This is a genomic window from Paenibacillus amylolyticus (assembly GCF_051136285.1).
In the GTDB taxonomy this organism is placed as follows: Bacteria; Bacillota; Bacilli; order Paenibacillales; family Paenibacillaceae; genus Paenibacillus; species Paenibacillus amylolyticus_F.
Genome location: NZ_CP194938.1, coordinates 4,569,886 through 4,592,737 on the forward strand (window position 1 = coordinate 4,569,886; position 22,852 = coordinate 4,592,737).

Sequence of the window (22,852 nt, forward strand, 5' to 3'; positions counted from 1 at the left end):
ATGAACGGAATGAAGAAGTCATGGTTACGCGTGTTGAGCACGGGTGTATTCGCAGGGATTTTACTGTTGGGCACGGCTCTGCCAGTATGGGCATCCGATGAGTTGATCACGAATGAGCTACGGGTCAAAGCAGGGAGTACAACCGCATTTATTAACGGTAAGAAACAGAACATAACAAAACCCCTCATCGTTAAAGGTGTGACTATGGTGCCTGTAGGTGTGTTCAAGAAGGCATTTGGAAGCGAGATCGGGTTAGAGAAAAATGATGTGATAAAAATCAAGGAAGGTCCGCATGTGGTGGCCTTAAAAATAGACAGTTCCATCGCCTGGATTGACGGAGTCAAAGTGGAGATGGGGGCTGCACCCAAAATGGTAAACGGTGTGCTGATGGTTCCTCTTCGTCCGGTTGCTGCCGGAATTGGTGCAACGCTTGCACCAAACAGTTCGGGAGAGATGGTCATTCGTATGCTGCAAACAGGTGAGGGTACTGATGATGGCGGCATTGATCTGGACAAGGGGAAAACCAGAATTGGCAACAGCTATTATGGCTGGTCGATTCATTATCCGGCAGATCTTTTGGTGCTGCAAACCAATGAACAGGAACGCATGATGACTTTTGGAGCTTCGGACGAAAGTTATTATCTCGAAGTGTATGTGAGTGACCAGAATGTTGTGCTGGATGCGGACGACCTGTTGACACAACTGGTACAGGTGGCCAAACAGGCAGGAGATACGGTACTGGATCGTGAAGCGGTATCTAAAGGGAACACCCCTTATGGAAGAGTTGTCGTCAAAGATGCGGACGGTGTGTTATGGGAGTTACGCCAGTATGTTCATGACGGTCGTCAATATGATGTGTACTTAGCGGATTATGAAGCGACCAATTATAAAGATATGGGCAAGCATGCTTCATTGCTCAACTCCTTTGAGCCAAGCTATGTGCAGTCCGATCGCACGATTAAGGATCTTTCCACGGTGGAAGAAGGCATGCGAGCGGCATGGAATGATGACTATGGTATTGAATTAAAGGTTCCGGCTGGCTGGTCTATGGATAATAAAAATATGGTCTATCAAGATAAAGACGGAGCGTATATGCAACTACGGGTGACTTCTGCCAAGTCTGGGGCAACTGTGAAGGAATGGAGTAATCAGCTCGAAAAGTGGATGCGTGAAACCTTTACAGCCGAAAGCTATCAGCAGGTGGGTTCGTTTACGACGGATATCTCGGGTGAGACGGCCGAGGTGAATGAATTCCGCTATAACTTCGGTGCAGGATGGCAGACCGAGTTTGACGTTCTTTTGCAGAAAAACGGGTATCGTTATTACGCGGAATACACCTTCCCTGAAGGGAAAACTGCAGACCGGGCCTGGTTTGAACAGATCATGAAGAGTGTGGAGATTGATTTTGACACGGTAAAAGATAACTTTGGTCAGCTGGATGAAGATCCATATCTGACAGATAAAATGAAGACGATCACACGTACGTCTAAAACGTATCATTACAGCGTGGATATTCCGCGCTACTGGACGCCGTACAATGACCGTTATGAAAGCTCACCTGTCGTTTATACGTTCACAGGCGGAGACTTCTCCATTGTGGCTACAGAGGACAAGTCGATTGAGATGACGGTTAGTCAGCTGAGAGAGGCTTATGCAGAGGCAGCCAAAACTCGAAAAAGCTTCAATCTGATCCGTAGTGAGGAGCTGACCTTTGCAGGTGTGCCTGCGTTCTCCTTTACGTATCATGAGGTGGACAAGGGTGTGCCGTATACAGGACGTCAGATCGTCTTTGAAAAGAATGGAACAACGTATACGATCACAAGTGGTCTGAACGATGCGAACCGCACGCAAGTGCAGGCAGCCATGTTGGAAAAAGCAGTGAACTCATTTACTTTTATCAAATAAGAATAAAGATGCATAGAAATTGCCGGAGGGTTAGAGAACCTTCCGGTTTTTTCTTTTGAGATGAAGTGGAGATGCGTTGAGTAGGAGTGGGAGCATTAAATATGAGTGGAATTCGAATGGAAAAAGATGAAAATGATAAACGGTTTTTTCAGGAAAACGTAGAAGAGTGGGTGCAGAAGTGGTACACTATACTAGTTCAGGAGTTATTACTGCTGATTTGATGAATAGAGAGACTGTAGGCCTCGATTTCAGGCAATACAGACATAATGTATAGATATAGTGATACTTGACGTTGACAGCAATGAGGTGTACCGAAATACGGGTACCAAGGGAAGAAAACCGGCGTAGGCCGGTATGGGGAGGATCTACATGAAAACAGCAACAATACGAAGAGAAGACGTTGAGCTTCTGGCACCTGCCGGGGACTGGGATTGCATGCGTTCGGCGGTAGCCAACGGAGCAGATGCGATTTTCTTCGGAGTCGAAAAGTTTAATGCACGGGCGCGAGCGAATAATTTCCGTATGGACGAGCTGCCGGAGATTATGGCGTTTTTGCACAGTTATGGCGTAAAAGGGTTTCTGACCTTTAATATATTGATCTTTGAAAATGAATTGAAAGATGCCAAAGAACTTATCGATGCTTGCGTAGATGCAGGTGTGGATGCAGTTATTGTACAGGATCTGGGTCTGGTCAAAATGATTCGTGAGATTTCGCCAGACTTTCCAATTCACGGTTCCACGCAGATGACGATTACGTCGCCTGAAGCGGTGGAGTTTACCAAGCCGTTTGACATGGAACGTGTCGTACTCGGACGGGAGAACAATCTGAAGCAAATTCAGAAAATTGGCGACCAAGCGAAACTTCCGATGGAAGTATTTGTGCATGGCGCGCTTTGTGTGTCTTATTCGGGTCAGTGTCTGACCTCCGAGATGTGGGGCGGACGCTCCGCGAACCGTGGTGAATGTGCACAGGCTTGCCGTCTGCCGTATGATCTGATGGTAGATGGCGTTCATCAGCCAATGGGCGATGTGGCCTATCTGTTGTCTCCAAAAGATCTGGCAGCCATTGATATCATGCCGGAATTGATCGAAGCGGGCGTAACGTCTTTCAAAATTGAAGGCCGCCTCAAAACGCCAGAGTACGTGGCGAACGTAGTTAGCAAATATCGCAAAGCGATTGACCGTTATTTTGACGGTGACAATACACGGACAAGCAAGGAAGAAATTCGTGAGCTGCAACAGAGCTTCTCGCGTGGATTCACCCATGGTTTCCTGGACGGCACTAACAACAAACAGCTGGTAGACGGCACGTTCCCGAAAAGCCGCGGTGTTTATCTTGGTCGTGTGGATCAAGTATTGCGTGACGGTGTGGTTCTGAAACTGGACGCACCCGTGAAACGTGGAGACGGCATTGTGTTTGACGCTGGTGATCCAACGAAGAAAGAAGAAGGCGGGCGTATATATGATGTACGTCGCAAAGGTGTGAAGATCGAAGGTGAAGCCGGCGAAGGCTGGATCGTGGATATCGTGCCGGGCCGCAGTGATGTAGACCTGCGTCGTGTGAAAGTCGGCGACAAAGTGTGGAAAACCAATGACCCTGCGCTCGACAAACGTCTGCGTCAAAGCTTTGAGATCGATAAGCCTTACCGTGTCTTCCCTGTCAAAGTAAAAGTCATCGGCAGCCCGGGCCAGCCGCTCAGCACGTGGTGGACCGACGTGCAGAAGGGAACGACCGTGCGTGTGGATTCGGAGATGGAACTGGACATTGCCCAGAAACGTCCGATGACCCATGAATTGCTCGAGGAGCAATTCGGACGTCTCGGTGGCACCGTGTTCCAACTGGAGGAACTGGACGTGGGCCTGCACGGTGACGTCATCATCCCGATGCGCGAGTTGAACAATATTCGCCGTCAGGCGGTCGAACAACTCGCGGGTGAGCGCCCGAAACCGCCCGTCTACGTGAAACGGGCGGTGGACGTGTACGGCGATGCGGTACAACCGGCATCGCCAGTAGCTCGCGGTCAAGCAGAGCTGACCGCGCTGTGCCGTAGCTTGCCACAAGTGGAGGCAGCGCTGGAGGCGGGTGTCGGCATGATCTACGCCGACTTCGAGTTCATCAAGCAGTTCCCGGCAGCCGTGGAAGCTGTACATGCCGCAGGCCGCAAAATTGCGCTGGCAACGCCGCGTATTCATATGCCTGGAGAGAACGGTTATCATAACAATATCTTGCGTCTGGAACCGGATGCGGTACTCGTACGCAACACAGGTGCGTTGTACTTCTACCTGCGTCACCGCAGAATGAACCCGGACGCGAAGCATCCGCAGCTGATCGGTGACTTCTCCTTAAATATTGCCAATCACAAGGCCATGGAACTTTTCCTGGAAGCAGGTTGTGACTGGATTACACCATCGTATGACTTGAACATTCAACAGATGGTTGATCTGCTTGGCAACTCTCGTACAAGTCAGACCGAAGTGGTCATCCATCAGCATCTGCCGATGTTCCATACGGAGCACTGTGTATACTGTACGTTTATGAGTGAAGGAACGGATTATACAAACTGTGGCCGTCCTTGTGAAGAAAAACGTGCATCCTTGCAAGACCGAATTGGTATGTCTCACCCGGTACGTGTGGATGAAGGATGCCGTAACACGGTATATAACGCAGTAGAGCAGTCTGGTGCGGAGTATCTTACGAATTTCATGGATCTCGGTGTATCCCGTTACCGGGTAGAGTTCCTGGAAGAGACACCGGAGCAGGTGAAGGAAGTTATCGATCTGTACAACCGTGCACTGCGCGGCGAGATCAGCGGTACACAAGTATGGAAAACACTGAAAGCAACGAATCAGCTGGGCGTTACACGCGGCCAACTGGTTAAATAAACGGAGCAACAAGATATAAGTTGAACTATTTTTTTACACAAAAACGGAGAGGACAGAAAAAACCTGAAAAAGCGAAGCGTTCGCCTAAAAGCTTTCTGCAAGAAAGCTGCATCGGAAGCATACGCTTATCACCGGATTTTCCCTTTTAGGAAAGGGAATCAAAAAATCTGGGGATAACAGTGATTGGAGGGTTATTCTGTCATCGAAGTGCACGTGTAAACGACTATATTTCAACTTAATAAGCAACCCCAATCTCTGCTTTACGGAGCTCTTGGGGTTTTTTCTATAAAAAAGTGACATCGGCAACCAAGGAGGTGTGAGGCGTGGCTCCATTTACGATGATGGATATTAAATTGCTGTGCGGGGTCACGGCATTCAAACACGGTGAAGAATATCAACAGTCAGGCAGAATTGGCAAGCTGGCTGTGAGTGAGGACGGACGTCATTATCAAGCGGTTGTTCGAGGTACAGAAGCCTACGAAGTCAAGGTTGATCTGGATGATGCGGGAGAGATTGAAGCGCATTGCAATTGCCCGGCCTATGGCAACTACTATGACTATTGCAAACATATCGCAGCCGTCCTACTCGCTATTCATGAACATACGGACATTCCTGATCCATCCAGTAGCAGAGGTGTGACATCTAAAGTAGGCACACTGGTAGAAGAGCAGACATGGGAGCGGCCTTATTCAACTCCATCATCATCTACACCCAAAGTAGAGGCACAGCAGCAAAGGCCGGAGACGATATCACCTTCTCCTTTTGCCCAGGCAGGTCGTCCGAGTTCGGCTTCAGGCTGGGGCCGCTCTGCGGACAAGCCGTCCTACCGCACGGCAGACCAGATTTTGTCCATGTTTGCGAAGGATCGCAGATTGCCACATGAACGGGAGCAAAAATACATAGCACCCGTCACTCGCTCCATGCTGCGAGAAGAGCTACAGGTACAGTTTATATGCAAACTGGTGCATGTTTCTCGAGGTGGAGCCAAGCTGGCACTTGAATTAAAAGTGGGCAATAAAAGGCACTATGTTGTGCAAAAGGTGAAGCAGTTCCTGAACTGTATCGAGAAGGGCGAGCCCATGTCCTTCACCAAGCTGTTCCATTATGATCCGCTAATGCATGTATTTCGTGCCCAAGATCAAGCGATCCTATCGATGCTCATTCGCATGAGACAAAGTGAAGAGGCATATCGTGAGTCCATCTCCGGATATTTGGGTGCTTCGGACGGAAGGGATATCCTGATTGCGCCCATCGTGTGGAAGCCTTTGCTGGAGCTGCTTTTGCAGGTGGACAGCCGGATGGAGGGTACGGGGCTGGCGAACGGACCGCTTATCCTAAGCGAAGGGGCGTTGCCTTTATTTTACCGGATCGCGGAAGGGGTTAATGAAGGTTATCAGCTGGAGGTGTCGGGACTGCGCGAACTGATCCTGCTTCCGGCGTATGATGCGGTGGTTGTTGAAGGGCAGCTCTATATGTTGGAACCAATGCAGATACGAAGTCTGGAAGATCTGAGTAGTGCGCTCACTTCTTATGGCATTAAAGAGAGTATTGATATTTCTTCACAGCAGGTGGATGAGTTCGTGCAGCATGTCGTTCCGGAACTGCGTATGCTGGGGCATCTATCGATTGATTCCCGTGTGCGTGAACAGATTGCTGAACCCGAGTTGTCACCGAAGCTGTACATCGACTTTTACCGGGAACGCATTACAGCACGTCTGGAATTCGATTATGGCGTCATGGTCATTAACCCGCTGGCAGAGTATTTGATCAATGAGGAAGAGAAGAGGGTCATTCTGATTCGCGACCGCTTCAAGGAACGCAATCTAATCGAGAGACTGGATCGCTCTTTCCTGGAGCGGGAGGGAAGTGTCTGGGCAAGCGAACGTGAGGACGCCATCTATGATGTGATGTATCACCTGTTACCCGAGCTTGAGAAGCTGGCCGATATCTACATGCCGAATGCCGTGAAAGCGATGATGCCAACGTATCCTGTTCCGCCGAAGGTTCGCGCTGATCTGGGAAGAGGACTGGACTGGCTTGAGATTTCCTTCGAGATGGAGGGAGTCGATGAGCAGGAGTTGCAGGAACTGATGCGCAGCATTGTGGAAAAGAAAGCTTTCTTCCGCCTGCGAAGCGGTGTCTTCCTGTCACTTGAGAATGAAGGCGCGAGCAGCTTCGCTCGCATGGCTGACGCGCTTGGACTGGAAGCGAAAGATATCCAGAGCAGCCATATCCGGCTGCCTGCTGTAAGGGCTTTGCAGCTCCCGGGTAGAGATGAGGTTTCCGGTCATGTGAAATGGGGAGGTTCGCTCAAACGTTTCCTCGATGATCTGCGTGATCCTGAGCGAATGGATTTTCCTTTACCGCAGACTTTGGCTCCTGTACTGCGGGATTATCAGGCAAGCGGTTATCAGTGGCTTCGTACACTTGCACATTACCGGTTTGGGGGCATTCTGGCCGACGATATGGGACTGGGGAAAACACTGCAGAGCATCGCCTACATCACCGCATCGTTACAGGAGAAATCTGTTGATGAGCAGGGACAAGCGGCAGGGGTGTCAGCTGATGTAAACAACACCACTGGAACGATAGATGACACTTGGCACACCTCGCAGCAAGAGGGGCTGACGATTCGTACGCGAATGTCGCATCCGCCTGTACTGGTTGTCGCGCCTGCTTCATTGACATACAACTGGGCGAATGAATTTGCGCGATTTGCTCCGCATTTGAACGTACTGATCGCCGCAGGACAGAAGGAAGAGCGTACGAGCATGCTGGCGGGTATGGACAAGGCGGACGTAATCGTGACATCGTATCCATTGCTACGACGTGATCTGGATACGTATCTGGGACGAACCTTCCATGCCTTGATTCTGGATGAGGCGCAGGCGATCAAAAATGCATCGTCTCAGACGGCGCAGGCAGTCAAACAGATTCAGGCACCGCGCCGATTTGCTCTGACAGGTACACCCGTCGAGAATTCTCTGGATGAACTGTGGTCTATTTTTGAAGCAGTATTCCCGGGACTGTTCCCTAGCTACAGAAGGTTCCGTGACCTGCCGCCCGAACGTATCTCGCGCATGGTGCGTCCGTTCATTCTCCGCCGCCTGAAAAAGGATGTGCTGGAAGAACTGCCAGATCGGATTGAGACAGTGCAGCGCTCCGAGCTGACAGTGGAACAGAAAAAGCTGTATGCAGCTTATCTTTCCCAGCTTCAGGATGAAACCTCAAAGGATATGGAGGAAAACGGATTCCAGAAAAATCGGATCAAAATTTTGGCAGGTATTACCCGTCTGCGCCAGTTATGCTGTCACCCGGCACTTTTTGTGGATGGATATCAAGGGGATTCCGGGAAAATGGAACAACTGCTGCAGACAGTTCAAGACTGTTTGGCCGCTGGCAAACGTATTCTGATCTTCTCCCAGTTCGCAAGTATGCTTAATCTTATTCGTCAGACTCTTACAGCACAGGGAAACAATCTGTTTTATCTGGACGGACAGACCCCTGCACAGAGCCGTGTGGAGATGTGCCGCAGATTTAACGAGGGGGAAGCTGAGTTGTTTCTCATTTCACTCAAAGCTGGCGGAACCGGACTTAACCTCACGGGAGCAGATACCGTTATTTTGTATGATCTGTGGTGGAATCCCGCGGTGGAGGAACAGGCGATTGGACGGGCGCATCGGATGGGACAGAAACAAGTGGTTCAGGTGATCCGCCTCGTGACCGAGGGCACCATTGAGGAGAAAATTCTGGAGTTGCAACAGCGGAAGAAAGATTTAATTGCCGAGGTGATTGAACCGGGGGATGGAGGATCAACGACATTATCCGAGCAGGATATTCGCGAGTTGTTGATGGTTTAGAGCAAACTTGTTTTTTTATACAACTCTTGTCAAATTATTTGTGGTAATGTATAGAGAATACAACATTTTTCTAACCCAATTTTATGTGATTCCTACTCATTATGATTAAATTCTGCTGATCCAGCCAAAGGAGTGTTTCCTATACGTATCCGCAAAGCGATTATTCCAGCCGCCGGGCTGGGAACCCGGTTTTTGCCTGCCACTAAGGCCATGCCGAAAGAAATGTTGCCCATCGTGGATAAGCCCACTATTCAGTATATTATCGAAGAAGCCGTAGCTTCCGGGATTGAAGATATTATTATCGTAACAGGGAAAGGGAAACGGGCGATCGAGGATCACTTTGATTATTCCTTTGAACTTGAACAGAATCTGGCAGAGAAACAGAAGTGGGATCTGCTTAACGAAGTACGTAAACCTTCCGAGATGGCTGACATCCATTATATTCGGCAAAAGGAACCGAAAGGACTTGGTCACGCCATCTGGTGTGCCCGCAAGTTTATTGGCAATGAGCCATTTGCCGTCCTGCTCGGGGACGACATTGTTGAAGCGGATCACCCATGCTTGCAGCAGATGATTGAAGTCTATGACGAACTGCAATCCCCGATCGTCGGCGTGCAACCTGTTGATTGGAGTGAGGTATCCCGTTACGGTATCATTGATGGAGAGATGTTAACGCGTGCAGATGAGCGCGTCTTTCGGGCACATCGTTTGATTGAAAAGCCAAAAACGGAAGAATCTCCTTCCAATCTGGCGATCATGGGGCGTTATATTCTTACTCCAGACATTTTTGAAATATTGGGTAGACAACCCGTCGGTGTAGGTGGAGAGATTCAACTGACCGATGCCTTGTCCCGTCTGAATGAACAACGCCAGATTCTCGCGTATCATTTTGATGGTCTGCGCCATGATGTGGGCGAGAAGCTAGGTTTTATTGAAACATCCATCCATTATGCACTCCAGCGTCCTGATCTGCGGGAAGATTTATTGAAGTATCTGAAAGACATTGTCGGGAATCGCTAAGCTGAATCAATGTTTGGTTTATACATTACTACCACAGTATTTAGTTCTATTTTTTGAATGTCCATCCCCAGCCCAGCCGATGCACAATGCTTCGGCTGGTTTTTTGTGTCTGCATGACAGAGGCGAATGAACAAACACTTGAAGGGTAACTCACATATACATAATCAAAATGAAGAAATACTGTCAGAGGCAGAGCGGGGGGGATGACATGAAGCTAATTCCGCTGTTTATGAAGGATGCTGCTATATTGGAACCGAAAGTATACGGGGATCATCGCGGATATTTCATGGAAAGTTATAATGAGCAAATCCTACTGGATCATGGGATACATCATGCGTTTATTCAGGACAATCAATCCTTGTCGGCTGAGGCGGGTGTTCTGCGAGGACTTCATTATCAGCTTCATCCAAAAGCACAGACCAAGCTGGTGAGAGTAATATCGGGTGCCATTTACGACGTGATTGTAGATATACGTAGACAGTCGCCAACCTTCGGACAATGGAAGGGTGTCATACTCAGTGAACATAATCAGCGTCAGCTTTTGGTTCCCCAAGGATTTGCCCATGGGTTCTGTACACTGATCCCGCGTACACAGGTGGTTTACAAAGTGGATGCATTTTATTCGCCTGAACATGACCGTGGTATTCTATGGAATGATCCTGAACTTGCCATCGATTGGCCTGTAACGGAACCGATCTTATCCGATAAAGATCAGAAGCATCCCGTGCTTAGGGGTGCAGAACTGAATTTTGACTAATGACAAGAACATTCAGGAACGATCCATATCTGGAGGCAGAGGGAGAGAGACGGCATGAAATTATTGGTTACCGGCGGGGCTGGCTTCATCGGCAGCAACTTTTTGTTATATATGCTTCGGGAACATCCGAATTACGAAATCATTAACGTGGATGCATTGACATATGCGGGAAACCTGGAAAATCTGCAGTCGATTGAGTCCAATCCGCAGTACACCTTCATTAAAGCTGATATTGCAGATTTGCAGCAGATGGAGAATATTTTTGCTCAAGGTATTGATATGGTTGTGAATTTCGCTGCTGAATCCCATGTGGATCGCAGTATTCTGGCTCCAGATGTTTTTGTCCGCACAAATGTCATGGGCACACAGGTACTGCTGGATGCAGCGAAGAAATATCAGATCACCAAATTTGTACAGGTTTCAACGGATGAGGTGTATGGCTCACTTGGGCCGACAGGACTTTTTACAGAAGAGACACCTTTGGCACCTAATAGCCCTTATTCTGCGAGCAAGGCTGGAGGTGACCTCCTCGTCAGAGCTTATCACGAAACCTTCGGTTTACCTGTCAATATTACACGTTGCTCCAACAACTATGGTCCATTTCAATTTCCAGAGAAGCTTATTCCGCTCATTATCTCTCGTGCTTTGAAGGACGAAGCCATTCCTGTATATGGAGATGGTCTGAATATTCGTGACTGGCTTTATGTTGAAGATCACTGTCGTGCCATTGATCTTGTCATTCATCAGGGCAAATCAGGGGAGGTATACAACATAGGCGGTAACAATGAACGCACCAATATTCACATTGTCGAGACTGTGCTACAACAGCTGAGCAAACCGTCGAGTTTGATCCAATATGTACAGGATCGTCCGGGGCATGATCGGCGTTACGGGATAGATCCAACGAAGCTGGAGAACGAACTTGGCTGGAAACCGGTGCATAATTTTGAAACGGGTATTAAAGAAACAATCCAATGGTATCTGAATAACCAGGAATGGATGGCTAGAGTGCATTCCGGTACGTATCAGGATTATGTGAAACTCCAGTATGGTAATCGAATGGGTGATTCGGACGTATGAAGTATCGAATTATGGTAACAGGAGCCGCGGGGCAGCTTGGATATGATGTTGTAAAAACCTTTGGTTCAGACGGCTATCACGTACTGGGCTGTGACCGGGAACAGATGGACATTACGGATCAGCAGCAATGTAAAGATCTTATATATGCTTTCCGGCCTGATATTATTATTCACTGTGCTGCTTACACTGCGGTGGATCAGGCTGAATCTGATATCGATACGGCGTTCTCAATTAATGCTGTAGGTACACGGAATATAGCGGTTGCTGCTGAGAATGTGAAAGCGAAGCTGGTCTATATCAGTACAGACTATGTTTTTGACGGGAGGGGGAACACTCCCTATCAGGAGTACAATGAGACAAATCCACAAAGTGTATACGGCACATCCAAACTCGCCGGAGAACGGCTGGTTCAGAGTCTGAACACACGGTGGTTTATTATCCGGACATCATGGGTGTATGGCAGTCATGGCCATAATTTTGTCAAAACAATGCTGGATCTGATGGGAAAACGCCCTCAGCTTCAAGTTGTTCATGATCAGCAGGGGGCACCTACGTATACAGTGGATCTTGCTCGTCTGATCGCTGAACTGGCTATATCCGAAAAATATGGCATTTATCATGCTTCCAATGCGGGAAGCTGCACATGGTTTGAATTTGCACAGGCGATTGCCGAGGAAGCAATTCAACATGGTTTTTTTCAAGCGACAGCCCAGATAGCTGAAATCGTAGCGTGCACTACGGCTGAGTTTCCACGTCCGGCTTCTCGTCCAGCGTATTCCGTGATGGATCATATGGCGATTCGTACGAATGGGCTTCAAGCCATGAGACCTTGGAGAGAAGCACTGATTACATTTTTACATGAGCTGAATACGGAACAGACGAATTGAAATAAGAATTTTTGCAAGATGCTTGACCCTTGATCGTTTTTAGTTGGAGAAATTGTACATTTTATTATCGTATCTTACAGTCGTAGAGTCGCCTTAGGGCGGCTTTTTGTTTTGCTTATGTTTTATTCGGGTAGTTAGTTACCAAAATGCAATGTGACATATAAGGATGTGTGAATGATATGAAACGTATTGCCGCCGTTTTGACATTGTTGCTCGTTACTGTGGGGACACTCTTTTGGGCGCATGATAGCCAGAGTGAGGAGCAGCGTGACGGATTTACGAATTATCGATTAATTGCCCATGCGATGGGAAGTATTCGGGAACAGCCTTACACCAATGCGTATGAAGCCATGATTGCCAATTATGAAAAGGGTACACGTGTATTTGAAATTGATTTCATGCTTACTTCGGATCGCGTAGCTGTAGCCAGACATGAGTGGACGGCCAATATGAGCAAAATGCTGGGACAGGATGAAGAGTTGCCAGAGCATAAACAGGCCGGAGTACTCACCCATGATGAATTTATGAATACACCAATTCTGGGTATTTATCAGCCAATGGATGCCGATGGAGTTATGAACGTATTGTCCAAATATCCGGATATGTACATCGTGACGGATACCAAAGAGCAGAAAGATGAAGATATCCAGCAAGTGCTCCAATCGTTGGTCGCTGCAGCGAAGAAACATGATCCGTCCGCTCTAAGCCGGGTTGTTGTACAAATATATAACGAACCGATGCTTGAAAAGGTAAAAGAAGTTTACAGCTTCCCTTCGATCATCTACACGTTATACGCTACACAAGATTCAGAGGCCCAGGTTGTTGATTTTGTACAAAATAATGACATTGATGCCGTAACGATGCCGGAATATAAAGTGAACCAGAACTTCGTTGCCAAGCTGAAGAAGGCCGGAGCAGTTACGTATGTGCATACCATTAATGATACCCAGCAGGCAGCCAATTATGAAAAGTGGGGCGTGTACGGTGTGTATTCGGACGTTTTGACCGAGCAAGAAATGGAAGAGATGAATTCAAGATTTGCTTGGAAACCTTAAAAAGATCAAGACTCAGAAAAGCTCTCCGAAAAAAAAGATGAAAAGAGATAAAAGATTCGTCCTTCAGGACACAGACTTTTTAGAAATGGAAACAGCAAAAAGTCTGTGTTTTTCTGTTCGCCTTTTATACGAACATTGACACCTGTTGTCTGCTGACTTAGACTTAGTTTACAAGCTTTTTAGGATGCAGAAGAACCTCTGGAGGAATGTTCGTTGATAGACATGATTAAGCAGTGGAGACACGTATTCAAGCTCGACCCGGACCGTGAAATTACCGATGAGGCACTGGATCAAATATGCATGTCGGGAAGTGATGCGATTATCGTCGGCGGATCGTCAGGAATTACGTATGAAAATACAGTAGATCTGATGTCCCGTGTGCGTCGTTATGAACTGCCCTGTGTGCTGGAAGTATCCGATTTGGAGGCGGTTGTGCCTGGGTTTGACGGTTATCTGATCCCATTGGTGCTGAACACAACGGACAGCAGGTGGATTATTGGACAACACCAGCAGGCTATTGAGCGTTATGGTTATCTGATCCCATGGGATTTGCTGATTACCGAGGGGTATATTGTGCTTCATGCGGACTCAACTGTGGCAAGGTTAACTGGAGCGGATACGGAACTGACTACAGAGGCTGCGGTTGCCTATGCGCAAGCTGGAGAGCGACTGCTCCATCTGCCCATTATATATATGGAGTACAGCGGAACATTTGGTGATATGGAACTTGTAGGCGAGACACATAGACAATTGGAGCGGGCACACCTCATATATGGCGGTGGAATTGATACGGCGGAGAGAGCGGGACAAGCTGCTCAAGCAGCGGATACCGTTGTTGTTGGCAATATTGTGTATAGCAATTTAAGCCAAGCGCTGGAGACGGTACAAGCCGTGAAAGGTAATGCCTAACCGGTTTAGTTTACCATTCCCCACATCCCCCTTTGAATCTGTTAAAATAGAACTTTGGCTTTTAAACTGAAGATTCATTACAGTTTTCTAGATATTCTTACCTACCCACAAAGTATAAGGCGACTACGTTTACACATAAACGGAGAGTGCAGAAGCGATCTGAAGAAACGAAGTGTTCGTATTTATCACCGGATTTTCCCTTTGCCAAAGGGGATCAAAAAATCTGGGGATAACGACGATCGGAAGATGCTACTGCACTCGGAGTGACCAGTTTAACCTCAGGGCCCCGTAATACCACCAAACAATGAAAGGAGCATGCATGCATGCAACCTGTAAATATACATGACGCCGTAGCAAGGCTCAATACTCCCCAGCGTCAAGCCGTAGAGGCAACGGATGGACCGCTGCTGATTATGGCTGGCGCGGGCTCGGGCAAAACCCGGGTGCTGACACACCGGATCGCCTACCTGATCGCAACACGGAAAGCACCCCCGTGGGGCATTTTGGCGATTACGTTTACGAATAAAGCCGCTCGAGAGATGCAGGAGCGGGTATCCCAGCTCGTAGGTGGTTCTCAGGGCCGCGATATTTGGGTATCCACGTTCCACTCCATGTGTGTGCGTATTTTGCGCCGTGACATTGAACGTATTGGGTTTACATCGAATTTTAGCATTTTGGACTCATCGGATCAGTTATCCGTCATTCGCAGCTGTATGAAGGATCAGAATATTGATACCAAAAAGTTTGAACCCAAAGCCGTTCAAGCGATGATGAGCACAGCCAAAAACGAACTGATCAGCCCGGAGCAATATGAGAAGCAGGCAGGCGACTATTTTGAAGGCATTGTAGCGAAGGTGTACACGATGTACCAGCGCCGCTTAAGAGCCAATAACTCGCTCGACTTTGATGACCTGATTATGGCAACGATTCAACTGTTCAAAGAAGTGCCGGAAGTACTCGATTTTTACCAAAAGAAATTCCAGTACATTCACGTCGATGAGTATCAGGATACGAACCGTGCACAGTACATGTTGTGCCGTATGCTGGCTGATAGCCATCACCGCATCTGCGTGGTAGGAGATAGTGATCAGTCGATCTATCGCTGGCGTGGAGCGGATATTACCAATATCCTGAATTTTGAAAAAGATTATCCGGAAGCACAGACGATCCTGCTCGAGCAAAATTATCGTTCCACTTCCAATATCCTGAATGCGGCAAATGAAGTGATTGGCCTCAATACAGGCCGTAAACCGAAGAAGCTGTGGACGGACAAAGAGGGTGGTTCGAAGATCAAAGTTTACCGGGCGGACTCTGAGCATGATGAGGGGTATTTTGTAACCTCCGAGATTAGTAAAAATGTGAAGAACGGCAAATCCTATCAGCACCATGCCATTTTGTATCGTACCAATGCCCAGTCCCGGGTTATCGAGGAAATTCTGATCAAGTCGGACATTCCCTATCAGATTGTCGGCGGTATCAAGTTTTATGATCGGAAAGAGATCAAGGACATTCTGGCGTATCTGCGCCTGTTGTCGAACCCGGATGATGATATCAGCTTAACCCGGATTATTAATGTGCCTAAGCGCAGCATTGGAGATACGACAGTAGCCAAGCTGGCTGCTGCGGCTGGAGAGCGTGGAATTTCCATTTTCCGTGTGTTACAGGTCGTAGATGATCTTGGGTTTGCTGGCCGTACACGTAACGCACTCGTAGAGTTCTATGATATGATCGCTGCGCTTCACCAAATGGTGGAATATTTGTCTGTTACCGAACTGACCGAGAAGATTCTCGAGATGAGTCAATATCGCCTTGAGATGCAAAATGAAAATACACTCGAATCTCGTGCACGGCTCGAGAACATTGATGAGTTCCTGTCGGTAACGATGGAGTTTGAGAAAAATAATGAAGACAAAACGCTTGTTTCGTTTCTCACCGATCTGGCACTCATTGCGGATATCGACAGCATGAACGATGACGAAGAGGATCAGAGCGATGCCGTTACCCTGATGACCATGCACAGTGCGAAAGGTCTGGAGTTCCCGGTTGTCTTTATCGTGGGTATGGAAGAAGGCGTCTTCCCGCACAGCCGGGCTTTTATGGACAACGAAGAGTTGGAAGAAGAACGTCGTCTTGCGTACGTGGGGATTACACGGGCTGAGGAGCAGTTATTCCTCTCGTGCGCGCAGATGCGGACATTGTTTGGACGTACAACGGCGAACCCGCCATCCCGTTTTCTGGACGAAATTCCGGATGAACTTAAGGAAGATACCTCCATTGCAAGAGACCGCTACCGTCGTGGGTCGAGTTCGGGTGGCGGCTCCTATGGTGGACGTGGCCTAGGCTCAAGTGGTGGAAGTAATTTCGGTGGCGCTGCGAGTGCATCCAAGCTGTTTGAACAGCAGAGCCGGAGCGGTTCATCCGCAACTGCGTCAGGACCAACATCCCGAGTGACTACGAGTACCTCTCGTCCCACCTTTGCAGCACCAGCGTCAGCTTCGAAGTCTGTCTCTTCCGACAGTGCGTCAGGATTCAAGGCAGGCGATAAAGTGCAACACGGCAAATGGGGAACAGGTACCATTGTTGCTGTCAAAGGCAGTGGTAATGATACCGAGCTGCAGATTGCATTCCCGGCTCCGGTTGGCGTGAAACGTCTGCTGGCTGGATTTGCCCCAATTACCAAAGTGGAATAAGAATGAAACGGCCTATTGCCTAATCCTGAGCTGACATGAGATCTGATTCTGCCATGTTCGATTATCGCAATAGGCATGTTTCTTCTACATATATTAAATAAACGGAGGGATGGCCCGTATGGACCCGATGCACCGGATGGAGCAACTTGTTACCGAGCTGAACCAACATAATTATCAGTACTACACGATGGATCAGCCGCAGATCAGTGATAAGGAGTATGACCTTCTGTATGATGAACTGGTTACACTGGAGCAGGAGAGCGGTATGGTATTGCCGGATTCTCCCACACAACGTGTAGGGGGCGAATTGCTTAAGGGATTCAACCCGCATCGTCATTTATCCCCATTATGGAGTTTGGACAAAGCGCAGAACATTGAACAGCTGCGCAACTGGAATACGCGTGTATTAAAGCTGGTGAATGACTATAACAGCAAAAACCCGGAGAATCCCTTACCTGACCCAGGTTACGTCATTGAGCTGAAATTTGATGGGCTGACCTTGAACCTGACCTACACAAACGGTGAACTGGTGCAGGCCTCTACACGTGGAAACGGAACGGTGGGCGAGGGTATTTTGGCACAAGTCAAAACCATCAAATCTGTTCCGCTCAAAATTCCGTATACTGGCGGTACGATTGAAGTGCAGGGAGAGGGCATTATGAACCTTTCAGTGCTGAACCGATATAACGAGACGGCTGCCGAGCCACTCAAAAACGCACGAAATGCAGCCGCAGGAGCGCTGCGCAATTTAAATCCGAAAACGACCGCTGAGCGTCGGTTGAATGCCTATTTCTATAACATTGGATACTCGGACGACATTCAGTTTTCGAATCATCAGGAGATGATGGACTTCTTGCGCGAGAACCGTTTTAAAGTTAATCCATCACTCACCTACTTCCATGAATTCGATGACGTTATGGAGCAGCTCGAAGCAATTCAGGAAAATCGTGGACAACTGGATTACCTGATTGACGGGGCGGTTATTAAGCTGACGGACATGCGAACTCGTGAAGTACTTGGCTACACGGACAAGTTCCCGCGCTGGGCAGTTGCCTACAAGTTTGAAGCAGAAGAGACAACTACGGTACTAAACGAAGTCGTGTGGAATGTTGGCCGTACAGGCAAAGTAACCCCGCTGGCGCGGGTAGAAGCGGTTGAACTTGCTGGAGTAACGGTACAAAATTGTACGCTGAACAATGTGGGTGATATCGAGCGTAAAAACCTGAAGTATGCACTGGGTTCACGTGTCTTCATCCGCCGTTCCAATGATGTTATCCCGGAGATTCTCGGTAAAGTGACCGAAGAGAATGATGGGGAAGAGATCATCTATCCAGAGCAATGCCCTGCATGTGGATTCCCGCTGGAGCAGCGCGGAGCGCATTTGTTCTGTAACAACAAACTGGCATGTAAACCGCAAACAGTTGCTCGTATTTCCCATTTTGCCTCCAGAGACGCGATGGACATCGAGACCTTCAGTGAGAAAACAGCGATTCAGTTATATGATGAATTGAACGTGCGTGAACCGGCGGATCTGTATACACTGCAGTTTGATGATTTGGTGAAGCTGGAGCGATTTGGCGAAAAGAAAGCGAGTAACCTTCTCGCTGCGCTAGAGCAGAGTAAAGACCGAGACCTGGCTTCGTTCCTGTATTCTTTGGGTATCCCTAACACAGGCAAATCCACCACGCGTATGCTGGCTGAGCATTATCGTGATCTGCACGCGATCATGAACGCTACCGCGGAGGAATTAGTCGAACTGCCAGACGTGGGTGGTATTGTAGCAGAGAGTATCGTTAACTTCTTTGCGGATCCATTCACACAGGCTGCTATTGAGAAGATGCTGAATCTGGGTGTGAAAGCACAGGCACCAGAAGCTCCAGCTGTTGTTGTTGAGGACTCCTTCTTTGGCGGTAAAACAGTGGTACTCACAGGAACGCTGCATCAATTGACGCGTGAAGAAGCAACGCAGAGACTTGAAGCACTTGGTGCGAAGGTAACGGGAAGTGTGTCAAAAAAGACAGACCTGGTCATTGCCGGAGAGAAGGCAGGCAGTAAATTAACAAAGGCCCATGATCTCGGTATTCCGACCATCGAGGACGAGGATGAACTGGTACGTCTGCTGAATCCGTAAGACGTGAATATAAACGGGTGCTGCGTCTGCTTTGTTATTGTGAATAACAAGCAGTGTCAAAACCGCTTGCAAATAAGGAAGCCTCCAGAAACACGCATGTCGTGCCGGGAGGCTTCCTTTGTATGCATTGAGATCTGTTATGAACCAGTAATATTCGGAAAACGCTGAGAAGCACCGGATAACCAAGCATCTTTGTCGTATCCCCGTTCTTCCCAGTATCCAATATGCTCGCTGTCGATGACTTCGATTCGATTCAACCACTTGACCGATTTGTAGGCATACATCTGTGGGATAACGAGCCGTACCGGACCGCCAAGGTCTGCAGGAATAGGTTTACCGTCATGCATAACCGCAATTATAATATCATCCATTTGTGCCTGCTCCAGCGTGATGGCATCGGTGTAAACTCCGTCACCAGAATAAAACTTGACGCTGTGCGCTCCGGATCTCACACCAGCGTTCTCCAGGAAATGCTTCAGGGGAATGCCTTCCCATGTATTCTTATACACGGACCAGCCGGTAACGCAGTGAAAGTCACTGACTTGCACGGTGCGTGTGAGCTTGACGAACTGCTCCCAATTCCAGATCTGTGCTCGTTCCACAAGTCCATCTACGCGAAATGACCAATTTGCATTGGAGAAAGATGGGATGGGGGTAACCGTGTATACACGAAAGTGACCTTCGGCTCCCCCTCCGATCGGAGGAGAAGAAGCGGATAATGGTTGAGGCAACGGAACCATCTGATTGGGATCATTCTCGAGCATGCTGTCTATGTTGTTATCAAACTTGAGGTTTTTACCAACCCACGATACAAAAGTAGGTCCAAGAGTCACCGCGAGTCCTATGCCAACAGCTGAACGAATGAAGGCTCGACGGGTGTATACCGGCTGTGGTTTTTCAAGGATCTGTGTTGTACTGCTTTTACTAAAGTCTGGATTCTCCTGTAGAGCAGACATGGCTGCTGGTGTATTGCGTGTTTCCGACTCATCTTCATTAGAGGAGCGATTGTTGGGATTGGACACCCTCGGCATCTGTGCTGAAGCTTCATCGACTTGAATCGTACGGCGTGCAGAGTCTTTTAACCATCGGGTACGTGTGATGGAATGGTAGATGATATAAGGCAAACCAACCCATGTGAGCAGATCATGGATCAGTAGCGCAGCGTTGGACCACCGGGGGCCTGCCAGCTTGAACTGCCATAAGACGATACCAGATAATAACCAGCCGATCAGAAGCGCAAGGACGATGATCGTATTTGCTTTTTGCCATGGCTTATTACGAAGCTGCTTCCAATGCTTACTGGCCAAAAATAAGTAATACAATACAGGGGCAAGTAGGGCGAGACCTACTGCGATATGTAACCATTTTAACCAGACACGTCCGATACCCAGAGTTTCACGCCAGAAACCGCCAATGAGTACAAGACCAGTAATGGCGAGAATAACAACTATCCAGGCATTCCAGGCATGAATGGAAACCAGCTTTTTGCCATAACCTTTGCGCATTCTTTTTAACCACTGTTTCAAGTTTGTTCACCTCGAGTCATGGATTTGAGTCGAAAATTGCCGGTCAAGAGCCATAAGCATAATTGATGTGCAATTCAAATCATTCACTTATCAGATTTAGAAAGAGCATATTGAACATGGGTGATGATGTTACTGTGTCTACTATTCATTAAGCACCTGCGGTATCCTTGGGGTACTTCCTCTAATTTAAGATACCTTATTATAAAGTTTTTGGATCACTTACTTCAAATAAAAAGAGCAGATTTCAGCTATATAGATGAATATGAAAAAAGTTAAATAAAGTACTTGCTTAATGATCGACAGCATGATATATTATTTCTTGTCGCTTCAAACGAACGAAAGTCGAATAGCTTTGAAGATAGACAAAAAAGTAATGTTGACAGAAACTTTGTTAACATGATATGATAAGTTTCCTGTCCGGTTGACATGAGTTGACAAAGGATGGGAGAACAAGTTCCTTGAAAACTGAACAAATGGATAGTAACTTTTGATTTATAATGAATCGTCAGATTCAAAATGAGCTTATCGCTCTTTTCAATACCCCGATGAGTTTGACAGTGTTTAACGACGCTGACCAAATTCATCTTCATTGGAGAGTTTGATCCTGGCTCAGGACGAACGCTGGCGGCATGCCTAATACATGCAAGTCGAGCGGACTTGAAGAGAAGCTTGCTTCTCGGACGGTTAGCGGCGGACGGGTGAGTAACACGTAGGCAACCTGCCCTCAAGCTTGGGACAACTACCGGAAACGGTAGCTAATACCGAATACTTGTTTTCTTCGCCTGAAGGGAACTGGAAAGACGGAGCAATCTGTCACTTGGGGATGGGCCTGCGGCGCATTAGCTAGTTGGTGAGGTAACGGCTCACCAAGGCGACGATGCGTAGCCGACCTGAGAGGGTGATCGGCCACACTGGGACTGAGACACGGCCCAGACTCCTACGGGAGGCAGCAGTAGGGAATCTTCCGCAATGGGCGAAAGCCTGACGGAGCAATGCCGCGTGAGTGATGAAGGTTTTCGGATCGTAAAGCTCTGTTGCCAGGGAAGAACGCTTGGGAGAGTAACTGCTCTCAAGGTGACGGTACCTGAGAAGAAAGCCCCGGCTAACTACGTGCCAGCAGCCGCGGTAATACGTAGGGGGCAAGCGTTGTCCGGAATTATTGGGCGTAAAGCGCGCGCAGGCGGTCATGTAAGTCTGGTGTTTAATCCCGGGGCTCAACCCCGGATCGCACTGGAAACTGTGTGACTTGAGTGCAGAAGAGGAGAGTGGAATTCCACGTGTAGCGGTGAAATGCGTAGATATGTGGAGGAACACCAGTGGCGAAGGCGACTCTCTGGGCTGTAACTGACGCTGAGGCGCGAAAGCGTGGGGAGCAAACAGGATTAGATACCCTGGTAGTCCACGCCGTAAACGATGAGTGCTAGGTGTTAGGGGTTTCGATACCCTTGGTGCCGAAGTTAACACATTAAGCACTCCGCCTGGGGAGTACGGTCGCAAGACTGAAACTCAAAGGAATTGACGGGGACCCGCACAAGCAGTGGAGTATGTGGTTTAATTCGAAGCAACGCGAAGAACCTTACCAGGTCTTGACATCCAACTAACGAAGCAGAGATGCATCAGGTGCCCTTCGGGGAAAGTTGAGACAGGTGGTGCATGGTTGTCGTCAGCTCGTGTCGTGAGATGTTGGGTTAAGTCCCGCAACGAGCGCAACCCTTATATTTAGTTGCCAGCACTTCGGGTGGGCACTCTAGATAGACTGCCGGTGACAAACCGGAGGAAGGTGGGGATGACGTCAAATCATCATGCCCCTTATGACCTGGGCTACACACGTACTACAATGGCCGGTACAACGGGCAGCGAAATCGCGAGATGGAGCCAATCCCAGCAAAGCCGGTCTCAGTTCGGATTGCAGGCTGCAACTCGCCTGCATGAAGTCGGAATTGCTAGTAATCGCGGATCAGCATGCCGCGGTGAATACGTTCCCGGGTCTTGTACACACCGCCCGTCACACCACGAGAGTTTATAACACCCGAAGTCGGTGGGGTAACCGCAAGGAGCCAGCCGCCGAAGGTGGGATAGATGATTGGGGTGAAGTCGTAACAAGGTAGCCGTATCGGAAGGTGCGGCTGGATCACCTCCTTTCTATGGA

At 48.3% G+C, this 22,852-nt stretch carries 12 protein-coding genes and 1 rRNA gene; 12 read left to right on the top strand and 1 reads right to left on the bottom strand.

Features of this window, described 5'->3' with window-relative positions:
- The first annotated feature begins 9 nt into the window (after window positions 1–9).
- The 11 genes from ACR8BL_RS19995 (at window position 10) to ligA (ending at window position 19,177) form a co-directional block, all read left to right on the top strand.
- Entirely contained in the window at window positions 10–1,905 is a 1,896-nt protein-coding gene (locus tag ACR8BL_RS19995; RefSeq protein ID WP_434749230.1) for a stalk domain-containing protein, read from the top strand.
- 369 nt (window positions 1,906–2,274) lie between these two features.
- Window positions 2,275–4,788, top strand: a complete 2,514-nt coding sequence (locus ACR8BL_RS20000) for a DUF3656 domain-containing U32 family peptidase (protein WP_434749231.1) — start codon at window positions 2,275–2,277, stop codon at window positions 4,786–4,788.
- A gap of 323 nt (window positions 4,789–5,111) precedes the next feature.
- Window positions 5,112–8,648 carry an SNF2 helicase associated domain-containing protein gene (locus ACR8BL_RS20005; protein WP_434749232.1) on the top strand — a complete coding sequence of 1,179 codons (3,537 nt, stop codon included), beginning with the start codon at window positions 5,112–5,114 and terminating at the stop codon, window positions 8,646–8,648.
- A gap of 141 nt (window positions 8,649–8,789) precedes the next feature.
- Window positions 8,790–9,668 carry a UTP--glucose-1-phosphate uridylyltransferase GalU gene (gene galU / locus ACR8BL_RS20010; protein ID WP_434753188.1) on the top strand — a complete coding sequence of 293 codons (879 nt, stop codon included), beginning with the start codon at window positions 8,790–8,792 and terminating at the stop codon, window positions 9,666–9,668.
- 208 nt (window positions 9,669–9,876) lie between these two features.
- Window positions 9,877–10,425 carry a dTDP-4-dehydrorhamnose 3,5-epimerase gene (gene rfbC / locus ACR8BL_RS20015; RefSeq protein WP_434749233.1) on the top strand — a complete coding sequence of 183 codons (549 nt, stop codon included), beginning with the start codon at window positions 9,877–9,879 and terminating at the stop codon, window positions 10,423–10,425.
- 54 nt (window positions 10,426–10,479) lie between these two features.
- Window positions 10,480–11,505: a dTDP-glucose 4,6-dehydratase gene (gene rfbB, locus ACR8BL_RS20020; RefSeq protein WP_434749234.1), complete on the top strand. Its 1,026-nt coding sequence runs from the start codon at window positions 10,480–10,482 to the stop codon at window positions 11,503–11,505.
- Window positions 11,502–12,392 carry a dTDP-4-dehydrorhamnose reductase gene (gene rfbD, locus ACR8BL_RS20025; RefSeq protein ID WP_434749235.1) on the top strand — a complete coding sequence of 297 codons (891 nt, stop codon included), beginning with the start codon at window positions 11,502–11,504 and terminating at the stop codon, window positions 12,390–12,392. Before rfbB ends, rfbD begins: the two co-directional genes overlap by 4 nt.
- Window positions 12,393–12,571: 179 nt before the next feature.
- Window positions 12,572–13,447, top strand: a complete 876-nt coding sequence (locus tag ACR8BL_RS20030; protein ID WP_434749236.1) for a phosphatidylinositol-specific phospholipase C/glycerophosphodiester phosphodiesterase family protein — start codon at window positions 12,572–12,574, stop codon at window positions 13,445–13,447.
- 222 nt (window positions 13,448–13,669) lie between these two features.
- On the top strand, window positions 13,670–14,356 hold the full coding sequence (locus ACR8BL_RS20035) for a heptaprenylglyceryl phosphate synthase (protein WP_434753189.1): 687 nt from the start codon (window positions 13,670–13,672) through the stop codon (window positions 14,354–14,356).
- A 323-nt stretch (window positions 14,357–14,679) separates the two neighbouring features.
- Window positions 14,680–17,046, top strand: coding sequence for a DNA helicase PcrA (gene pcrA, locus ACR8BL_RS20040; RefSeq protein WP_434749237.1), 2,367 nt, complete (start codon window positions 14,680–14,682; stop codon window positions 17,044–17,046).
- Between the two features lie 118 nt (window positions 17,047–17,164).
- Window positions 17,165–19,177: an NAD-dependent DNA ligase LigA gene (gene ligA, locus ACR8BL_RS20045; protein ID WP_434749238.1), complete on the top strand. Its 2,013-nt coding sequence runs from the start codon at window positions 17,165–17,167 to the stop codon at window positions 19,175–19,177.
- 137 nt (window positions 19,178–19,314) lie between these two features.
- On the opposite strand, the gene ACR8BL_RS20050 is transcribed toward ligA, so the two are convergent.
- Window positions 19,315–20,703, bottom strand: a complete 1,389-nt coding sequence (locus ACR8BL_RS20050; protein ID WP_434749239.1) for a molybdopterin-dependent oxidoreductase — start codon at window positions 20,701–20,703, stop codon at window positions 19,315–19,317.
- A gap of 586 nt (window positions 20,704–21,289) precedes the next feature.
- Between ACR8BL_RS20050 and ACR8BL_RS20055 the strand changes: the two genes are divergently transcribed.
- Window positions 21,290–22,845 (top strand): 16S ribosomal RNA (locus tag ACR8BL_RS20055).
- Window positions 22,846–22,852: the final 7 nt, after the last annotated feature.

What these genes read in the sequence shown, in the direction of transcription:
- ACR8BL_RS19995 (WP_434749230.1), top strand. Translation starts at nt 10, where the DNA reads ATGAAGAAGTCATGGTTACGCGTGTTGAGCACGGGTGTATTCGCAGGG.
- ACR8BL_RS20000 (WP_434749231.1), top strand. Translation starts at nt 2,275, where the DNA reads ATGAAAACAGCAACAATACGAAGAGAAGACGTTGAGCTTCTGGCACCT.
- rfbC (WP_434749233.1), top strand. Translation starts at nt 9,877, where the DNA reads ATGAAGCTAATTCCGCTGTTTATGAAGGATGCTGCTATATTGGAACCG.
- rfbB (WP_434749234.1), top strand. Translation starts at nt 10,480, where the DNA reads ATGAAATTATTGGTTACCGGCGGGGCTGGCTTCATCGGCAGCAACTTT.
- rfbD (WP_434749235.1), top strand. Translation starts at nt 11,502, where the DNA reads ATGAAGTATCGAATTATGGTAACAGGAGCCGCGGGGCAGCTTGGATAT.
- ACR8BL_RS20030 (WP_434749236.1), top strand. Translation starts at nt 12,572, where the DNA reads ATGAAACGTATTGCCGCCGTTTTGACATTGTTGCTCGTTACTGTGGGG.
- ACR8BL_RS20035 (WP_434753189.1), top strand. Translation starts at nt 13,670, where the DNA reads ATGATTAAGCAGTGGAGACACGTATTCAAGCTCGACCCGGACCGTGAA.
- pcrA (WP_434749237.1), top strand. Translation starts at nt 14,680, where the DNA reads ATGCAACCTGTAAATATACATGACGCCGTAGCAAGGCTCAATACTCCC.
- ligA (WP_434749238.1), top strand. Translation starts at nt 17,165, where the DNA reads ATGGACCCGATGCACCGGATGGAGCAACTTGTTACCGAGCTGAACCAA.